This window comes from Yersinia sp. KBS0713 (assembly GCF_005937895.2).
Taxonomy (GTDB): domain Bacteria; phylum Pseudomonadota; class Gammaproteobacteria; order Enterobacterales; family Enterobacteriaceae; genus Yersinia; species Yersinia bercovieri.
In genome coordinates, this window is the sequence record NZ_CP042173.1 from 362,160 (window position 1) to 378,079 (window position 15,920).

The following is a 15,920-nucleotide window of genomic DNA, read 5'->3' on the forward strand; positions in this document are numbered from 1 at the left end:
ACATGGCGAATCAAGTCACAGGACTCACGCGAATCTATAAAGCAGCGGGGTATTCTGCACAAGGCTTATGCGCAGCCTGGAAGCATGAAGCGGCTTTTCGCCAAGAAACTGTCGCTGCTATCACGGCTATCATACTGGCGTTTTGGCTGGATATAGATGTCGTAACACGCATTTTATTAATTAGTAGTGTCGTATTAGTGATCATTATTGAAGTTATCAATAGCGCGATTGAGGCTGTGGTAGACCGAATCGGCAGTGAGTTCCACGAGCTGTCAGGGCGAGCGAAAGATATGGGTTCCGCCGCCGTGTTTTTAGCTGTTTTGTTAGCCATTTTCGTCTGGATAACCGCACTTTGGCACCATTTCGGCTAATGTAATCGCCAATAGCAGGGGAGTGAGTTCACAACAGGACACAAATAAGCTGTGATTAATCCCTGTTTTTATTCACTCTTTGGTTCCCAACACCCGCTTACCTGTATATACTCACAGCAAGACTGTATAAACAAACAGGGGGCGGAATGAAAGCACTTACTACCAGACAGCAAGAGGTTTATGACCTGGTTCGCGATCACTTAGCGCAAACCGGTATGCCGCCGACCCGTGCCGAAATTGCGCAGCGTCTGGGGTTTCGCTCTCCTAACGCCGCTGAAGAGCATTTAAAAGCACTGGCTCGCAAGGGTGTGATTGAGATTGTCTCTGGCGCTTCCCGTGGCATTCGTTTGCTGATGGAAGAAGAGGATGGCCTGCCACTGATTGGGCGGGTTGCCGCAGGTGAACCCCTGCTGGCACAGCAACATATCGAAGGGCACTACAAAGTCGATCCATCAATGTTTAAGCCAAGCGCAGATTTCCTGTTGCGGGTTAATGGAATGTCGATGAGAGATATCGGTATTCTGGACGGCGACCTGCTGGCGGTACACAAAACGCAGGATGTGCGGAACGGGCAAGTAGTTGTCGCCCGCATTGATGATGAAGTAACGGTAAAACGCCTGAAAAAACAGGGTAATATCGTGCAGCTTCTACCAGAAAACAGCGAATTCCAGCCGATTGTTGTCGATCTACGAGAACAGAGTTTCACCATTGAAGGATTAGCCGTTGGCGTCATCCGGAATGGCGACTGGATCTGATTTTAGTGTTCCCTATATACCCTTCGAGTCAGGAGGGTATATTTGCTACCCCCTCCAAATAGCTTAATTATATTTAGATTGAGAACATTCCGACAATAGGCTATTACCTCCTGTTTTAGCTAAATATTATCAGTGCTTATTTTTTCTTTTCCATCACAACTCCAGTGATTAATATTATCTAGACTTCAATTATCATTATCCTCTGCTATAGTTATTCCTACGATAAACATTGTGACGATATTTAAATAAGCAATGAGTGTGAGTGGTCAAATTTAAATAACGCCACTGTTATAAATAGCGAATGTTTGTCGTACTAAATAAACTGACTAATCACAAGCTAACGGAGATACCATGAACAAAGATCAAGCCGACGGTAACTGGAAGCAGTTTAAGGGCAAAGTGAAAGAGAAATGGGGCAAGCTGACTGACGATGACCTTACGGTAATTGAAGGTAAGCGTGACCAGTTGGTGGGGAAAATTCAGGAAAAGTACGGCTACCAGAAAGAGCAAGCCGAGAAAGAAGTTAAAGCCTGGGAAGACCACAGTAAATATCACTGGTAACTGCCGCGTTAAATGGAGTTAAATTGATATTGATGTAAATTAACTGAGTCTCTCGTTTGGTTACATGCTTATTATTAAATCTACATTTTATTGCTTATTATTTAATAATCATAAAGTAGCCATTTTTAATAAAAAACATTTCATCAGATTGAGTATTTATATCGATGCGACACAAGGAAGTGTTTTATTTCTCTTTATTAATTACTATCCTGCCGCCTTGCGGGCGACAGTCTATTTGCTATCACCAGATCACTATTTCTTCTTGGTCACAATCGAGTGGTCGTGATCGCAATGATCATGGCTATCGCAGGCTTCAACGACCCCGCATTCAGCACATAAACCATGAGCTTCAACCACGCTATGACGCAGAGTAAAACCTGATTGTTTGGCTAGTTGCGCCAGCGATTCTTCGATACCCACAGTGGTACGTTCTGTCACTATCTTGCAGCGATCACAGATAAATAGCGCCGAAGTATGGGTTGGCTCTTCAAAATGATGGCACAACACATAGCTGTTCGCTGATTCAACGCGGTGAATAAACCCTTGTTCCAGTAAGAAATCCAACGCGCGATAAACAGTCGGTGGCTTGGCCTGAGGTTCCGAAATACGCAGTAAATCCAATAAATCATACGCGCTGATTGCGCCAGGCTGTTGCGCCATTAAGCGTAATACTTCAAGACGTTGCGGTGTCAGCCGGACGTTACGTTGTTGGCACAAGCTTTCAGCCTGAGCCAGCAGTTTTTCCTGATTGATAGGGTTCATCATATACATCCCGCAGCATTCGAATTGAACTGATTTTACCATATTTACTGTTAATCGCCGATAGATGAAAAGGCGAGGGGAAGGCGGGTATCACAATTCTGGTATGTCGCCGCAGCCACCGACTTCATTATCACTCTATGATTCCACTATCATATAGCTTCACCATCACACGGGCAGCCATGGCAGGTTCTATGGTATAATTGCGAATTCCATCCCTTTGCGTTGTTCATTTAGTGAGCAAATCAATGGGTAATAGATGCAGTAATAACAGATGAAATCACAGTAAATGCACGAAGCTCAGACATTTTCCAGCACTCAGGCCACTAAGCCGCCATACCCCCTACAGCGTTTCTCCGTCGCGCCGATGCTCGACTGGACAGATCGCCACTGTCGCTATTTTCATCGCTTGTTAACCAAACAAACTTTGCTCTATACCGAGATGGTCACCACCGGTGCCATTATTCATGGTAAAGGCGACTATCTGGCTTATAGTGAGCAGGATCATCCTGTCGCGCTGCAACTTGGTGGTAGCGACCCGCAGGCATTAGCGCATTGTGCCAAACAGGCTGAGCTTCGCGGATACAATGAAATAAATCTGAATGTAGGTTGCCCCTCTGACCGGGTACAGAATGGTCGTTTTGGTGCCTGCTTAATGGCTGAAGCCAACCTGGTCGCTGATTGCATTAAGGCCATGCGTGACGTGGTTTCTATTCCAGTCACAGTGAAAACCCGGATTGGGATTGACCAACTGGATAGCTATGAGTTTTTGTGCGAATTTGTGCAAACCGTTGCTGAACAGGGCGAGTGTGATATTTTCACCATTCATGCGCGAAAAGCCTGGCTCTCAGGGCTTAGCCCGAAAGAGAACCGCGAAGTGCCGCCACTGGATTATGAGCGGGTTTATCAGCTCAAACGTGATTTCCCGGCATTGACCATCGCCATTAACGGCGGGGTGAAAACGCTGGCTGAAGCCAAAGAGCATCTCAAACACCTTGATGGGGTGATGATGGGGCGCGAAGCCTACCAAAACCCAAGTATTTTGACGCAAGTGGATCGCGAGCTGTTTGATTCAAATGCCCCAGTAGTTGATAGCGTCAAGGCGATTGAAGCGCTTTATCCTTATATTGAGCAGGAGCTGTCACGGGGGGCTTATCTCGGCCATATCACTCGTCATATTTTGGGTATTTTCCAAGGCATTCCCGGCGCGCGCCAGTGGCGTCGCCATCTCAGTGAAAATGCGCATAAGCCCGGCGCGGATGTCTCTGTGGTTGAGCAGGCGTTGGCGCTTGTCACTCGGCCACAGTAAAGTTCACTATAAGTTAGTCATATTGACCATGCCTACCAGTATCTCAGGTAGGCTATAACTCAGTTATCGCTAATAAATTCAATGTATTAGCGATATCATCCAAGTTGGCACATTTCTTGTAATACTCTTGCTAAAACCCCGGTCGGTGCCGATATTTGACGATGTGGCGCGTGGGATATAAACAATGAGTAAGGAGCTTGCCATGTTTGAAATTCTTTTTGTTATCGGTTTTTTCATCATGTTGATGGTGACCGGTATTTCCTTGTTGGGAATATTTGCCGCTTTGCTGGTTGCGGCGGCTTTTATGATGGTCGGCGGATTGTTCGTCATGATGATTAAGTTGTTGCCATGGCTGATTCTGGCCGTTGTCATGGTCTGGCTTTGGCGTTCGATGCAGAAACCGGCCATCAGGCGTGACTAAAATTTTACTTTCTTGCGGCAGCGATCACAGCCTGAAAGTTTAGTCGGGCCAATCTGGGGGAAAACGTATTTTTTCGCCAGCGAGCTTGCTAGGATGCTACCCGATACGTTTTGGTATCACATTTTCATCTCTGCCAGAGGTAAAAATAGCCGTATAAACGGCAGTTAGTTCTGGTGGAATACTCTGCTGTACCCCTACAAATGCATCAAAGAAATAGTATAGTCAGAGCCTCGAATAATAGAGGCTCTGACTATTACTTTTACAGTGCAAGACTAGCGGCTAATGCTTAGCGCACTAAATAAATTAAGTAAGTAAGTGATGTCGTGAACTTATAATATTAAAGGTTGGTAAAAAATCTATTATAATTGGCAATGATGTAAACTATCTGAGCGACAAATGCCTCCTTAATGGCTTTCTTCTCCTCTTCATTCGGACATTTCTCTTTTATATCAAAGAAACTTTGTTGCATTAATTGGGTAGTGATGTCAGTAGATTTTTGAAAGGCAGACAAGTTGTTGTTTTTACCAAATTTATTTAGCACTGCGTCAAATCTTTCATCAGCAAAGTCTCGCAGAATCTGACACTCTTCATTGCTTATTCTATTGTCACGATAAAAAGCGTTCAATAATGTTTTTATATCTCTATTAGTTTCTGAATTATGCATAATTAAAACCTCAATATATGTAATGAATAAAGCTGCTTCAGTATTACAAACTGAGGATATATAGATAATGCGCTCAGAGCAATTGGGATTCACTCCTCAGTTGGCTGAAATAATAGAAAATAACTTTTTTAATAAGTGCTAATTTAAATAATGGATAGCAATATTGGGCTATCCATTATTAGCGCCGGAAATTAAGGGATCAGTAAACAGGACCCCGTGGTCTGGCGGCTTTCTAATATCTCATGGGCTAGGTGGGCATCCCGCAGCGGGAATTGCTGTTTTTGAGCCACATCAACATTAATCGCACCGCTGGTAATCAGCGAAAACAGCTCCTGACTGGCACTTTCCAGCTCTTGTCGATTGGTCACATACATATTGAGTGACGGGCGGGTTACATACAGCGCGCCTTTTTGGTTCAGTATAGCAAGGTCAACCCCTGTTACCGGACCGGAGGCATTACCGAAGCTGACCAGCAAACCTCGGCGCTTAAGGCTGTTAAGTGAGTCCAGCCAGGTACTTTTCCCAACCGAGTCATATACGACGCCAACTTTTTCGCCATCAGTCAGCTCAGCCACCCGTTCGGCTATACTTTCGGTACGATAGTTAATCGTCGCCCAGGCACCTGCGGCTTTGGCTAATTCTGCTTTTTCATCCGAGCCAACACTGCCAATTAGTTTCGCGCCCAGTGCTTTTGCCCATTGGCAGGCAATGAGGCCGACCCCGCCGGCTGCGGCGTGGAATAAAAATAGTTCGCCGGGTTTGATTTCATGGGTCTGACGCAATAAATATTGCACTGTCAGCCCCTTGAGGAATGACGCCGCCGCTTGTTCGAAAGAGATCTGCTCAGGGAGCAAGGCAATCCTCTCCGCTGCGACATTGTGCACTTCACTGTAAGCGCCGAGGGCTGACTGAGCGTAGACCACCCGATCCCCCACTTTTAGGGTGTGAACCGATGAACCCACCTTCACGACAACACCCGCCGCTTCTGTCCCTAGGCCGCTCGGAAAATGGGGTGGCGGATAAAGCCCGCTACGGATATAGGTATCAATATAGTTAATGCCGATCGCTCTGTTCTCTACCTGAACTTCATCAGCCGTGGGATCTGTTGGTGTGAAATCAAGGTATTGCAACACTTCAGGTCCGCCAGTGGTGGTAAATTGAATATGCTTTGCCATATTAGTTCCTCAGTGTAGATCTGTTTTCACCCTACAGGGTTCTGCGTGGGTAGCCAAGATCTGGCTAAGACCGATAAGTGATAGGTCATTCATCATTCGCCCTCAGTGCTTGAGATAGCGGCATTCACTTAGCAAATCACGGCTTGATATCTGACCGATTTATCATTCATTTACCGCCTACCTGCAACTCCAATTGCTTTGGGTATATACTAGGTCGCTATATTTTCTATTCGTCATTTTTCTATTCGCAACAAAGGTAAAGAACACTCTTCATGGCTGCCAAAAAACCAACTAACAATATGACAGAGCCACGAGACCGCCAGATGGAAGGGCTGAAGCTCCCGCCTCATTCGCTGGAGGCAGAGCAGTCCGTGTTGGGCGGTTTGATGCTGGATAACGAGCGCTGGGATAATGTGTCAGAACGCGTCGCCAGTAATGACTTTTTCAGCCGCCCACATCGCCGAATCTTTACTGAAATGCAGCGGTTGCTGGAAAACAGCAAACCGATCGACCTGATCACCTTGTCTGAGTCACTGGAGCAAAAGGGCGACTTAGATTCGGTCGGCGGTTTCGCCTATCTGGCCGAGTTATCCAAAAATACGCCAAGTGCGGCGAATATCGGTGCTTATGCTGATATCGTGCGCGAACGTGCCGTCGTCCGTGAGATGATCTCCGTGGCCAATGAGATTGCAGATGCCGGTTACGATCCTCAAGGGCGTAGCAGTGAAGATTTATTGGATTTGGCCGAGTCCAAAGTTTTCCAGATTGCCGAAAGTCGGGCCAGCAAAGATGAAGGGCCGAAAAGTGTCGATCAGATCCTCGAAGCCACAGTGGCGCGTATTGAGCAGCTCTATCAGCGCCCCCATGATGGTGTCACCGGTGTCTCAACCGGTTTTACCGATTTAGATAAAAAGACCGCCGGCTTGCAGAAGTCAGATTTGATTATTGTTGCGGCGCGTCCATCAATGGGTAAAACCACTTTTGCGATGAACTTATGCGAAAACGCCGCGATGATGCAGGAAAAACCGGTATTGATCTTCAGTTTGGAGATGCCCGGCGACCAGATCATGATGCGTATGTTGGCCTCACTGTCACATGTCGATCAGACCCGCATCCGTACCGGCCAGCTCGATGATGAGGATTGGGCGCGTATCTCCAGCACCATGGGGATATTGATGGAAAAGCGCAATATGTACATTGATGACTCCTCTGGCCTGACGCCCACTGAAGTGCGCTCCCGCGCCCGGCGTATCTTCCGCGAGCATGGCGGTTTAAGTCTGATCATGATCGACTACCTGCAATTGATGCGGGTGCCGTCGCTGTCGGATAACCGTACTTTGGAAATAGCCGAAATCTCACGCTCCCTGAAAGCCTTAGCCAAAGAGCTGCAAGTGCCGGTGGTGGCGCTGTCGCAGCTTAACCGTAGTTTGGAGCAGCGCGCCGATAAGCGGCCAGTTAACTCCGACTTACGTGAGTCCGGATCCATTGAGCAGGATGCTGACTTAATCATGTTTATCTACCGTGATGAGGTTTATCACGAGAACAGTGATGAGAAAGGGATCGCACAAATTATTTTGGGTAAACAGCGTAACGGCCCGATCGGCTCTGTTCGACTGAAGTTTAATGGTCAATGGTCGCGTTTTGATAACTATGCTGGCCCGCAATACGACGACGAATAATATCCCCTTTGTCATTGAAACTGCAGGGTTGTTAGCCATGCTCACTCACCCGAATCACTTACTTGTGTAAGCTCATCGGGATTTGTTCGCTTGCTGCCTACCTGCAACTCCAATGACTTTGGGCATAACCTCTATTAAGGATAAGAAATGAAAGCGGCAACCGCAGTAATTGACCGCCGCGCTCTGCGACATAACCTGCAACAGGTTCGGCGCATGGCGCCGCAAAGCCGCCTGATTGCTGTTGTGAAAGCAAACGCTTATGGCCACGGGTTATTAGAAACAGCGCATACCTTGCAGGATGCCGATTGCTACGGCGTCGCGCGGATTGGTGAAGCCCTGATGCTGCGTTCCGGCGGAATTGTAAAACCGATTTTGCTGCTGGAAGGATTCTTTGCCGCAGAAGACTTGCCGATTCTGGTGGCAAACCGCATTGAAACGGCGATCCACAGCATTGAGCAACTGGAAGCGCTGGAAGCCGCCGATCTTCCCGCCCCGATCAATGTTTGGATGAAACTGGATACCGGGATGCACCGTCTGGGCGTTCGCCCTGAACACGCTCCAGCTTTTTATCAGCGCTTAAGTACATGCCGGAATGTCATTCAGCCAGTCAATATCATGAGCCACTTCAGTCGTGCAGATGAGCCACAAGTGGAGACCACTCGTCAGCAACTTAGCTGTTTTGATGCCTTTGCTGCCGACAAGCCCGGTAAACAATCTATCGCGGCATCCGGCGGTATCTTGCTGTGGCCAGAAGCGCACCGTGACTGGGTTCGCCCTGGGATCATTCTGTATGGTGTTTCGCCGTTGGATGAGCCATACGCCAGCCATTTTAATTTATTGCCAGCCATGGCATTGAAATCCAGCCTGATTGCGGTGCGCGAACATAAAGCGGGTGAGCCAGTGGGTTATGGTGGCACTTGGATCAGTGAGCGAGATACGCGCTTGGGTGTAGTGGCAATTGGTTACGGCGACGGTTATCCGCGCAGCGCCCCATCCGGTACGCCAATGTGGGTCAATGGCCGCGAAGTTTGTATTGTCGGGCGAGTTTCCATGGATATGATTTCGGTCGATCTCGGGCCAGATGCCCACGATAAAGTCGGCGATGAAGTGTTGCTATGGGGGGCCGAATTGCCCGTCGAGCGGATCGCGGCCTGCACCGGCATCAGCGCCTATGAATTGATCACTAAGCTGACCTCCCGCGTAGCGATGGAATATCTGGGTGAATAAGGTAAGCTGCATTGCAGGGTAAGATAACTATTATTGATACAGGAGAGCAGCGCCGTGTTCCAAAATGTTGACGCCTATGCAGGTGACCCAATCCTTTCACTGATGGAAAGTTTTAAAGCCGACGACCGAGCAGATAAAGTCAATTTGAGCATCGGGCTTTATTACAACGAACAGGGTGAAATCCCGCAGATGCAGGCGGTGGACATTGCTGAAGCTCAGTTGAGTGCTCAGCCACACGGAACATCGGTTTATTTGCCGATGGAAGGTTTGCAATCCTACCGCACCGCGATCCAGCAGTTACTTTTTGGTCGCGATCATCCAATGCTGGCTCAGCAACGCGTCGCGACGATCCAAACCGTGGGCGGTTCTGGCGCGCTGAAAGTGGGTGCTGATTTCCTGCATCACTATTTCCCTGATTCACAGGTGTGGGTCAGTGATCCCACTTGGGAAAACCATGTCGCAATTTTCGGTGGCGCAGGTTTTAAGGTGAATACCTATCCCTACTTTGATGATGAGAAACTGGGTGTAAAATTCGAGCAGATGCTGGCAACATTGCAGCAATTACCCGCCAGAAGTATCGTGTTGCTGCATCCGTGCTGCCATAACCCGACGGGTTCTGATCTGACCAATGCGCAGTGGGATCAGGTCATTGAAGTGGCCAAAGCGCGGGATCTTATCCCGTTCCTCGATATCGCCTACCAAGGTTTTGGGGCTGGGCTAAATGAAGATGCCTACGCCATTCGCGCGATGGCGGCAGCAGAATTGCCCTGTCTGGTGAGCAACTCCTTCTCCAAAATTTTCTCCCTGTATAACGAGCGGGTCGGTGGCCTGTCGGTGGTGTGCGAAAGTGAAGAGGCGGCGGGTCGCGTGTTGGGGCAACTGAAAGCCACGGTGCGCCGTAACTACTCCAGCCCACCAAATTTTGGCGCGCAAGTGGTTTCGAAAGTGCTGCATGACACTGAATTGCGGGCGAAATGGCAGGCCGAAGTGGAACAGATGCGCCTGCGGATTATTGAAATGCGCAGCACATTGGTACAGGCCTTAAAAGCTGCGCTACCTCATCGCAATTTTGACTATTTGCTGCAACAGCGCGGTATGTTCAGCTACACCGGTTTTAGCGAGGCACAGGTCGATCGCTTACGCGAAGAGTTTGGCGTGTATCTGATTGCCAGCGGCAGGATGTGCATGGCGGGCGTCAATCACAGTAATGTTCAGCGGGTTGCTGCTGCTTTTGCTGCCGTACAGTAATTGAGCTATCAAGGCGCACTCATTGCGCCTGAGGTTGATGACAAACCTATTTTGTCACTCCGAAACTGGCGGGGCGACTGCACCGATGGGCGCTCCGACGGCTCACGCCGTTACGACCCATTCGGCACATTTCCCCGCTGATCAACTTTGTCAGCAGTCTGAGGCGCACTTATTGCGCCTTTTTTGTTTTATTTTTTCTGCCAACTTTCCGCCACTTATCCTCATCCCCGGTCAATTTAGCCTCAAGTTAATGGCTGTGGATCGATTAAAGAATATACTAATAATGTGGCTAGCATCGGCCAAGTGATCATTCATCGGTCACAGTAAACTTTTAGTGATAGGTGCAAGCTGGCACTTCAGCATATTGCTGTATCGATAGATTGAGTGTTCTTATGGAATAAATAACTGATGAGGCTTTTTCGCGAGACGGTATAGGCCCATCACAGGAGATAACCCAATGAATAATTCAGCATTATTGGAATACTGTATGTCCAAGCCGGGCGCTGAGCAGAGTGATCATGAGGTGTGGCAGGTCAATCAGATTAAAGTCGGAGACGTGATGTTTGCCATGGTGGGAGAGACAAAGGGGCGACCCTCTATTTCATTGAAAACCAGCCCAGAATTGGCGGAGAGCTTACGGGAGCAACATCCGGAGATCGTGCCGAGTGAACGCTTGAATAAAGCGCACTGGAACACAGTGTTTCTGGATGGTGAACTACCTAATTCACAGTTTTATTCATTAATCGATCGCTCTTATCAGCTGGTGTTGCAGGGTTTGCCGGAGCAGCGGCGTCAGGCGTTGATCATATAATGACCAAAAAATAGCCTCTAGAGCAACGACTGATTGCCCCAGAGGCGAGTACAGTTTGACGTGCTACTTACGTTGCAGCAATGGCTTCAAGAAGCGGGCGGTATGGGATGCGGCGCACTCTGCGACAGTCTCTGGTGTGCCGGAGACTAAAATCTCGCCGCCGCCACTGCCACCTTCTGGCCCCAAATCGACAATCCAGTCCGCGGTTTTTATCACATCCAGATTATGCTCAATCACCACAATGGTATTGCCCTGATCCCGCAATTGATGCAACACCGCCAGCAACTGCTGAATATCAGCAAAATGCAGGCCGGTGGTCGGTTCGTCCAGAATATATAGCGTCTGGCCGGTGCCGCGTTTCGATAGCTCTCGCGACAGTTTGACTCGCTGCGCTTCGCCGCCAGATAAAGTGGTCGCTGATTGCCCCAGACAAATATAGGACAGGCCAACATCCATCAAGGTTTGCAGCTTACGGGCCAGTGCTGGCACGGCATCAAAGAACTCACGCGCCTCTTCGATGGTCATCGCCAACACTTCGTGAATGCTTTTGCCTTTGTACTTAACTTCCAGCGTTTCACGGTTATAGCGCTTACCTTTACACTGGTCGCAAGGGACGTAGATATCCGGCAGGAAGTGCATTTCGACCTTAATCACCCCATCGCCCTGACAGGCTTCGCAACGACCGCCTTTGACGTTAAAGCTGAAGCGGCCCGGAGTATAACCACGAGCGCGTGATTCAGGCACGCCCGCGAACAGTTCCCGGATTGGCGTAAAGATACCGGTATAGGTGGCAGGGTTAGAACGTGGTGTGCGGCCAATGGGGCTTTGGTCAATATCGATAACTTTGTCGAAATGCTCCAGCCCTTGAATCTCGCGGTATGGCGCGGGTTCGTTGGTGGTGGCGCCGTTCAACTGGCTTTGGGCGATGGAGTATAAAGTATCATTGATCAGTGTCGATTTACCGGAACCAGAAACACCGGTAATGCAGCTAAATAGCCCGACAGGCAGTGTCAGCGTGACATCTTTCAGGTTGTTGCCGCTGGCCCCAATCAGTTTTAACACTTTGCTCGGATCTCCGGCGACCCGTTGCGCTGGAATAGCAATTTCCCGCTTGCCGCTGAGGAACTGGCCGGTCAATGAATTTGGCGCAGCCATAATGTCATCTACGGTGCCTTCTGCCACCACTTCGCCGCCATGCACACCGGCACCGGGGCCGATATCAATCACATGGTCTGCGGCGCGGATCGCATCTTCATCATGCTCCACCACAATCACGGTATTACCCAGATTGCGCAGGTGAATCAATGTTTCCAGCAAACGCTCATTATCACGTTGGTGCAAGCCAATGGAGGGTTCATCCAGCACATACATTACGCCAACCAATCCCGCACCAATCTGGCTGGCTAAGCGGATACGCTGTGCCTCGCCACCGGACAGGGTTTCAGCCGAGCGCGACAATGAGAGATAATTCAATCCGACGTTAACCAGGAACTTCAGTCGGTCACCAATCTCTTTCAGTATTTTCTCAGCAATCTGCGCCCGCTGACCACTTAGTTTCATATTTTGGAAGAAGGTCAGCGCGTGACCAATACTCAGTTCTGAAATCTCTGGCAAGGTGGTGTTCTGGACAAAAACATAACGCGCTTCTCGCCGCAGACGTGTGCCGCTACACGAGGCACAGGAGCGATTGCTGATAAATTTCGCCAACTCTTCGCGCACCGCACTGGATTCCGTCTCTTTATAGCGGCGTTCCATATTGTGCAGCACCCCTTCGAAGGGGTGGCGGCGAACGGTGGTATCACCACGGTCGTTTATGTATTTGAACTCAATGGTATCTTTGCCGGAACCATACAACACCGCTTTTTGTATTGCGGTATCCAGCGAGTTAAATGGCGCTTCGATATCAAACTTATAGTGATCCGCCAGTGAACGTAGCATCTGGAAGTAATAGAAGTTGCGGCGATCCCAGCCACGGATAGCGCCACCCGCCAGAGACAACTCAGGATTTTGTAGCACGCGGTCGGGATCAAAGAACTGTTGCACGCCAAGGCCATCACAGGTTGGGCAGGCACCGGCCGGATTATTAAAGGAGAACAGGCGCGGCTCCAGCTCACTCATGCTATAGCCACAAATCGGGCAGGCAAAGTTGGCGGAGAATAGCAACTCTTCGGCGTGGGGATCGTCCATATCCGCCACCACGGCAGTGCCGCCGGATAACTCCAGTGCGGTTTCAAATGACTCGGCCAGGCGCTGCGCCAGATCTTCACGCACTTTAAAGCGATCGACTACCACTTCAATGGTGTGTTTCTTTTGCAGCTCTAATTTTGGTGGATCAGAGAGATCACAAACTTCACCGTCGATCCGCGCCCGGATATAGCCCTGCATCGCCAGATTTTCCAGCGTTTTGGTATGTTCGCCTTTGCGATCTTTTACCACGGGGGCCAGTAGCATCAGGCGGCGGCCTTCCGGCTGGCTGATGACGTTATCCACCATCTGACTGACGGTTTGGGCTGCCAGCGGTACATCGTGATCAGGGCAGCGCGGTTCACCGACACGGGCGAACAGTAAGCGCAGATAATCATGGATCTCTGTGATGGTTCCCACGGTGGAACGTGGGTTATGGGAGGTCGATTTTTGCTCAATGGAGATCGCCGGTGAAAGACCTTCAATATGGTCGACATCCGGTTTTTCCATCAGCGATAGAAATTGGCGCGCATAGGCAGAGAGAGACTCAACATAACGGCGCTGCCCCTCGGCATACAGGGTATCAAAAGCCAGTGAGGACTTGCCTGAACCCGATAGACCGGTGACAACAATCAGTTTGTCGCGCGGGATAATCAGGTTGATATTCTTAAGATTATGGGTGCGAGCGCCCCGAACTTCGATATTATCCATTCAAACATTTCCCGGATTTGCTGAGCCTCTCACTGTGCCTTTTTCGCGCCCGTTTGCCATGAAAACACACTTTAGAAAAAGCAAAAATGTGCGCCTCGCAACGCCAAAAAAAGGACACAGCCAGTACGAAACGGATAATTATGACACAAAAAAACCTGAATGGATATCCAGTATCCGAGTGCAATTAAGAGAGATTACGCGAGAAATCTGTAATGCATTACGCACTTATGATCAGTTGTGCCCTTTGGTAGTTAGCGTGTTAAACTTACTCGTTTATACTGTACAAAATTTACTTCATCAGGAGAGTTAACATGGCCAGCAGAGGCGTAAACAAAGTGATTTTGGTCGGGAATTTGGGCCAAGACCCGGAAGTCCGCTACATGCCTAACGGCGGCGCTGTTGCCAATATCACCCTGGCCACTTCCGAAAGCTGGCGTGATAAAGCAACCGGCGAGCAGAAAGAGAAGACGGAGTGGCACCGTGTGGTGTTGTTCGGCAAACTGGCTGAAGTAGCGGGTGAATACCTGCGTAAAGGCTCTCAGGTCTACATCGAAGGCGCACTGCAAACCCGTAAGTGGACAGATCAGGCTGGTGTTGAGAAATACACCACTGAAGTTGTGGTTAACGTTGGCGGTACTATGCAAATGCTGGGTGGCCGTCAAGGCGGCGGTGCTCCGGCAGGTGGTGGTGCACCACAAGATGGCGGCGCGCAAGGCGGTTGGGGTCAACCTCAACAGCCACAAGGTGGCAAGCAGTTCAGCGGCGGTCAGACTTCACGCCCTGCTCAGTCTGCCCCCGCAGCACAACCGCAAGGCGGCAATGAGCCACCAATGGATTTCGACGACGATATCCCATTCTGATCCCTGTCGTCTAAAAACAGAGAAATCAAACCCAGTGTAATAGCTGGGTTTTTTGTACTGACCAGTCAAGGCATCGCCGCTATTTTGTCACATTGTCGATGAAGACCGGTCAGGATACTTTCTGCTAAGTCAGCAAGAACAGCTCCTAACCCAACAAGTTCAGCCTGTTTTCGCCAATGATGCCGCTGTATCTGGTTAATGAAATAGTAATTTTTACTCCCTCTCACCGCCATCGCTAACTTAATTTTTGGGGCCGCAATTTGATTACGGCCCGAGCCGATAATCGGATGGGTTGATAGCACATCATAAAGTGGTGTGAGGTGGTATAAGGAAGACACCACTGATGATCGTGAAACAAAAGTGCGGTTTTTTCTTGTGCCCCTGCGATAGATAATCTGAGATCTTCATCGTGTTCAGGGCGCACAAATGCATTGTCAGACCATGAGTTTCGTAGGATACGCGCTACATCACTCTCTGTTAGTGGCCGTTGTTGGATAGAGAACAGATCGGCGGGGGGATCATTGGCGAGTAATTGTATTGCCCCGACACAATCTCTTCCTAGTTCAAACAGTAGATCGAAAGGATTGATGCTCCGCGTGATATTTGGTTGCCAGGCGTCGCCGGATGTCATCGCTGTCGGGTAATAAGTTATCAAAATAGTCTCGTACAATATCGCCTTTATAGGGCTGATTATTGGCCGTAAAAGGCAATGATAATGACAACGGGCGGCCTTGTTCGTTTGCTAGCCATTCCTGAGCATAAATCAGTAATTCTTCACCTCGTTTTTTTCCCAATAGCCAACTTGCTGGCCGTTCATCCAGATATTGAGCCGTTGAGTTCGACGAGTCATATCACCAATCCTCTTGTTTTGACGGTAAATTTATCGCCTGACTTTTTTCTGACTGGTGAGTTTTACTGGGATGCGAGCTGGCGTTTCTTTTCTCACCAAGGATCAGTTCGACATCTAAAAGATGCAATATTTTAAAAAGCCGTCCAACACTGGCCGATGCAGGATTAGCCTCAAGCTTTGCATAGGACTGTTGGGTGATGCCTAACAGTTGTGCCAGGCTGGCCTGAGTCAGCCCTTTATTCTTTCGAAAGCCAATTAACGTAGGGCGCAATTGACTCAAAATTTTAATAGGATAGTCCATCAAGACCTCCGCAGGGAATGGTGTGCAATAGCAT

At 49.1% G+C, this 15,920-nt stretch carries 15 protein-coding genes and 1 pseudogene; 10 read left to right on the forward strand and 6 right to left on the reverse strand.

The window, feature by feature from the left end:
- Nucleotides 1-2 precede the first annotated feature (2 nt).
- From FFE93_RS01645 to FFE93_RS01655, 3 genes are all read left to right on the forward strand, one after another.
- Nucleotides 3-371: a diacylglycerol kinase gene (locus FFE93_RS01645; RefSeq protein ID WP_032896587.1), complete on the forward strand. Its 369-nt coding sequence runs from the start codon at nt 3-5 to the stop codon at nt 369-371.
- Between the two features lie 146 nt (nt 372-517).
- Nucleotides 518-1,126: a transcriptional repressor LexA gene (gene lexA / locus FFE93_RS01650; RefSeq protein WP_004704739.1), complete on the forward strand. Its 609-nt coding sequence runs from the start codon at nt 518-520 to the stop codon at nt 1,124-1,126.
- 351 nt (nt 1,127-1,477) lie between these two features.
- Complete coding sequence (locus FFE93_RS01655; protein ID WP_005271239.1) at nt 1,478-1,687, forward strand: CsbD family protein; 210 nt, start codon at nt 1,478-1,480, stop codon at nt 1,685-1,687.
- Between the two features lie 252 nt (nt 1,688-1,939).
- Here the strand turns inward: FFE93_RS01655 and zur are convergent, their stop codons facing one another.
- Nucleotides 1,940-2,449 (reverse strand): zinc uptake transcriptional repressor Zur, encoded by a 510-nt coding sequence (zur, locus tag FFE93_RS01660; RefSeq protein ID WP_032896654.1) that lies wholly within the window; start codon nt 2,447-2,449, stop codon nt 1,940-1,942.
- A 286-nt stretch (nt 2,450-2,735) separates the two neighbouring features.
- Here zur and dusA point away from each other — a divergent pair, with 286 nt between their 5' ends.
- Both dusA and pspG read left to right on the forward strand, forming a co-directional pair.
- Nucleotides 2,736-3,755 carry a tRNA dihydrouridine(20/20a) synthase DusA gene (dusA, locus tag FFE93_RS01665; RefSeq protein ID WP_054872835.1) on the forward strand — a complete coding sequence of 340 codons (1,020 nt, stop codon included), beginning with the start codon at nt 2,736-2,738 and terminating at the stop codon, nt 3,753-3,755.
- Nucleotides 3,756-3,957: 202 nt separating this feature from the next.
- Nucleotides 3,958-4,176 (forward strand): envelope stress response protein PspG, encoded by a 219-nt coding sequence (gene pspG, locus FFE93_RS01670; protein ID WP_005271246.1) that lies wholly within the window; start codon nt 3,958-3,960, stop codon nt 4,174-4,176.
- 337 nt (nt 4,177-4,513) lie between these two features.
- Here pspG and FFE93_RS01675 read toward each other — a convergent pair whose 3' ends face one another.
- Complete coding sequence (locus tag FFE93_RS01675; RefSeq protein ID WP_005271249.1) at nt 4,514-4,840, reverse strand: hypothetical protein; 327 nt, start codon at nt 4,838-4,840, stop codon at nt 4,514-4,516.
- A gap of 191 nt (nt 4,841-5,031) precedes the next feature.
- A complete protein-coding gene (locus FFE93_RS01680) occupies nt 5,032-6,015 on the reverse strand; it encodes a quinone oxidoreductase (protein ID WP_138774714.1) in 984 nt (327 codons plus the stop codon).
- Nucleotides 6,016-6,287: 272 nt separating this feature from the next.
- On the opposite strand from FFE93_RS01680, the gene dnaB reads away from it, so the two are divergent.
- The 4 genes from dnaB (at nt 6,288) to FFE93_RS01700 (ending at nt 10,980) form a co-directional block, all read left to right on the forward strand.
- Complete coding sequence (gene dnaB, locus FFE93_RS01685; RefSeq protein WP_005191462.1) at nt 6,288-7,694, forward strand: replicative DNA helicase; 1,407 nt, start codon at nt 6,288-6,290, stop codon at nt 7,692-7,694.
- A 147-nt stretch (nt 7,695-7,841) separates the two neighbouring features.
- Nucleotides 7,842-8,921, forward strand: coding sequence for an alanine racemase (gene alr, locus FFE93_RS01690; protein ID WP_049602629.1), 1,080 nt, complete (start codon nt 7,842-7,844; stop codon nt 8,919-8,921).
- Between the two features lie 54 nt (nt 8,922-8,975).
- Nucleotides 8,976-10,169, forward strand: a complete 1,194-nt coding sequence (locus FFE93_RS01695) for an amino acid aminotransferase (protein ID WP_138774715.1) — start codon at nt 8,976-8,978, stop codon at nt 10,167-10,169.
- 457 nt (nt 10,170-10,626) lie between these two features.
- Nucleotides 10,627-10,980: an MmcQ/YjbR family DNA-binding protein gene (locus tag FFE93_RS01700; RefSeq protein ID WP_032896596.1), complete on the forward strand. Its 354-nt coding sequence runs from the start codon at nt 10,627-10,629 to the stop codon at nt 10,978-10,980.
- A gap of 63 nt (nt 10,981-11,043) precedes the next feature.
- On the opposite strand, the gene uvrA is transcribed toward FFE93_RS01700, so the two are convergent.
- Nucleotides 11,044-13,875: an excinuclease ABC subunit UvrA gene (gene uvrA / locus FFE93_RS01705; protein ID WP_049602631.1), complete on the reverse strand. Its 2,832-nt coding sequence runs from the start codon at nt 13,873-13,875 to the stop codon at nt 11,044-11,046.
- A gap of 311 nt (nt 13,876-14,186) precedes the next feature.
- On the opposite strand from uvrA, the gene FFE93_RS01710 reads away from it, so the two are divergent.
- Complete coding sequence (locus FFE93_RS01710; protein ID WP_032896598.1) at nt 14,187-14,735, forward strand: single-stranded DNA-binding protein; 549 nt, start codon at nt 14,187-14,189, stop codon at nt 14,733-14,735.
- Nucleotides 14,736-14,800: 65 nt separating this feature from the next.
- Here FFE93_RS01710 and FFE93_RS01715 read toward each other — a convergent pair.
- Both FFE93_RS01715 and FFE93_RS01720 read right to left on the reverse strand, forming a co-directional pair.
- A pseudogene (locus FFE93_RS01715) lies at nt 14,801-15,585 on the reverse strand (HipA N-terminal domain-containing protein).
- A gap of 1 nt (nt 15,586) precedes the next feature.
- Nucleotides 15,587-15,886 carry a helix-turn-helix transcriptional regulator gene (locus tag FFE93_RS01720; protein ID WP_005271275.1) on the reverse strand — a complete coding sequence of 100 codons (300 nt, stop codon included), beginning with the start codon at nt 15,884-15,886 and terminating at the stop codon, nt 15,587-15,589.
- Between the last annotated feature and the right edge of the window lie 34 nt (nt 15,887-15,920).

Coding starts and splice junctions, on each gene's coding strand:
- FFE93_RS01645 (WP_032896587.1), top strand. CDS start 3: ATGGCGAATCAAGTCACAGGACTCACGCGAATCTATAAAGCAGCGGGG.
- lexA (WP_004704739.1), top strand. CDS start 518: ATGAAAGCACTTACTACCAGACAGCAAGAGGTTTATGACCTGGTTCGC.
- FFE93_RS01655 (WP_005271239.1), top strand. CDS start 1,478: ATGAACAAAGATCAAGCCGACGGTAACTGGAAGCAGTTTAAGGGCAAA.
- zur (WP_032896654.1), bottom strand. CDS start 2,449: ATGAACCCTATCAATCAGGAAAAACTGCTGGCTCAGGCTGAAAGCTTG.
- dusA (WP_054872835.1), top strand. CDS start 2,736: ATGCACGAAGCTCAGACATTTTCCAGCACTCAGGCCACTAAGCCGCCA.
- pspG (WP_005271246.1), top strand. CDS start 3,958: ATGTTTGAAATTCTTTTTGTTATCGGTTTTTTCATCATGTTGATGGTG.
- FFE93_RS01675 (WP_005271249.1), bottom strand. CDS start 4,840: ATGCATAATTCAGAAACTAATAGAGATATAAAAACATTATTGAACGCT.
- FFE93_RS01680 (WP_138774714.1), bottom strand. CDS start 6,015: ATGGCAAAGCATATTCAATTTACCACCACTGGCGGACCTGAAGTGTTG.
- dnaB (WP_005191462.1), top strand. CDS start 6,288: ATGGCTGCCAAAAAACCAACTAACAATATGACAGAGCCACGAGACCGC.
- alr (WP_049602629.1), top strand. CDS start 7,842: ATGAAAGCGGCAACCGCAGTAATTGACCGCCGCGCTCTGCGACATAAC.
- FFE93_RS01700 (WP_032896596.1), top strand. CDS start 10,627: ATGAATAATTCAGCATTATTGGAATACTGTATGTCCAAGCCGGGCGCT.
- uvrA (WP_049602631.1), bottom strand. CDS start 13,875: ATGGATAATATCGAAGTTCGGGGCGCTCGCACCCATAATCTTAAGAAT.
- FFE93_RS01710 (WP_032896598.1), top strand. CDS start 14,187: ATGGCCAGCAGAGGCGTAAACAAAGTGATTTTGGTCGGGAATTTGGGC.
- FFE93_RS01720 (WP_005271275.1), bottom strand. CDS start 15,886: ATGGACTATCCTATTAAAATTTTGAGTCAATTGCGCCCTACGTTAATT.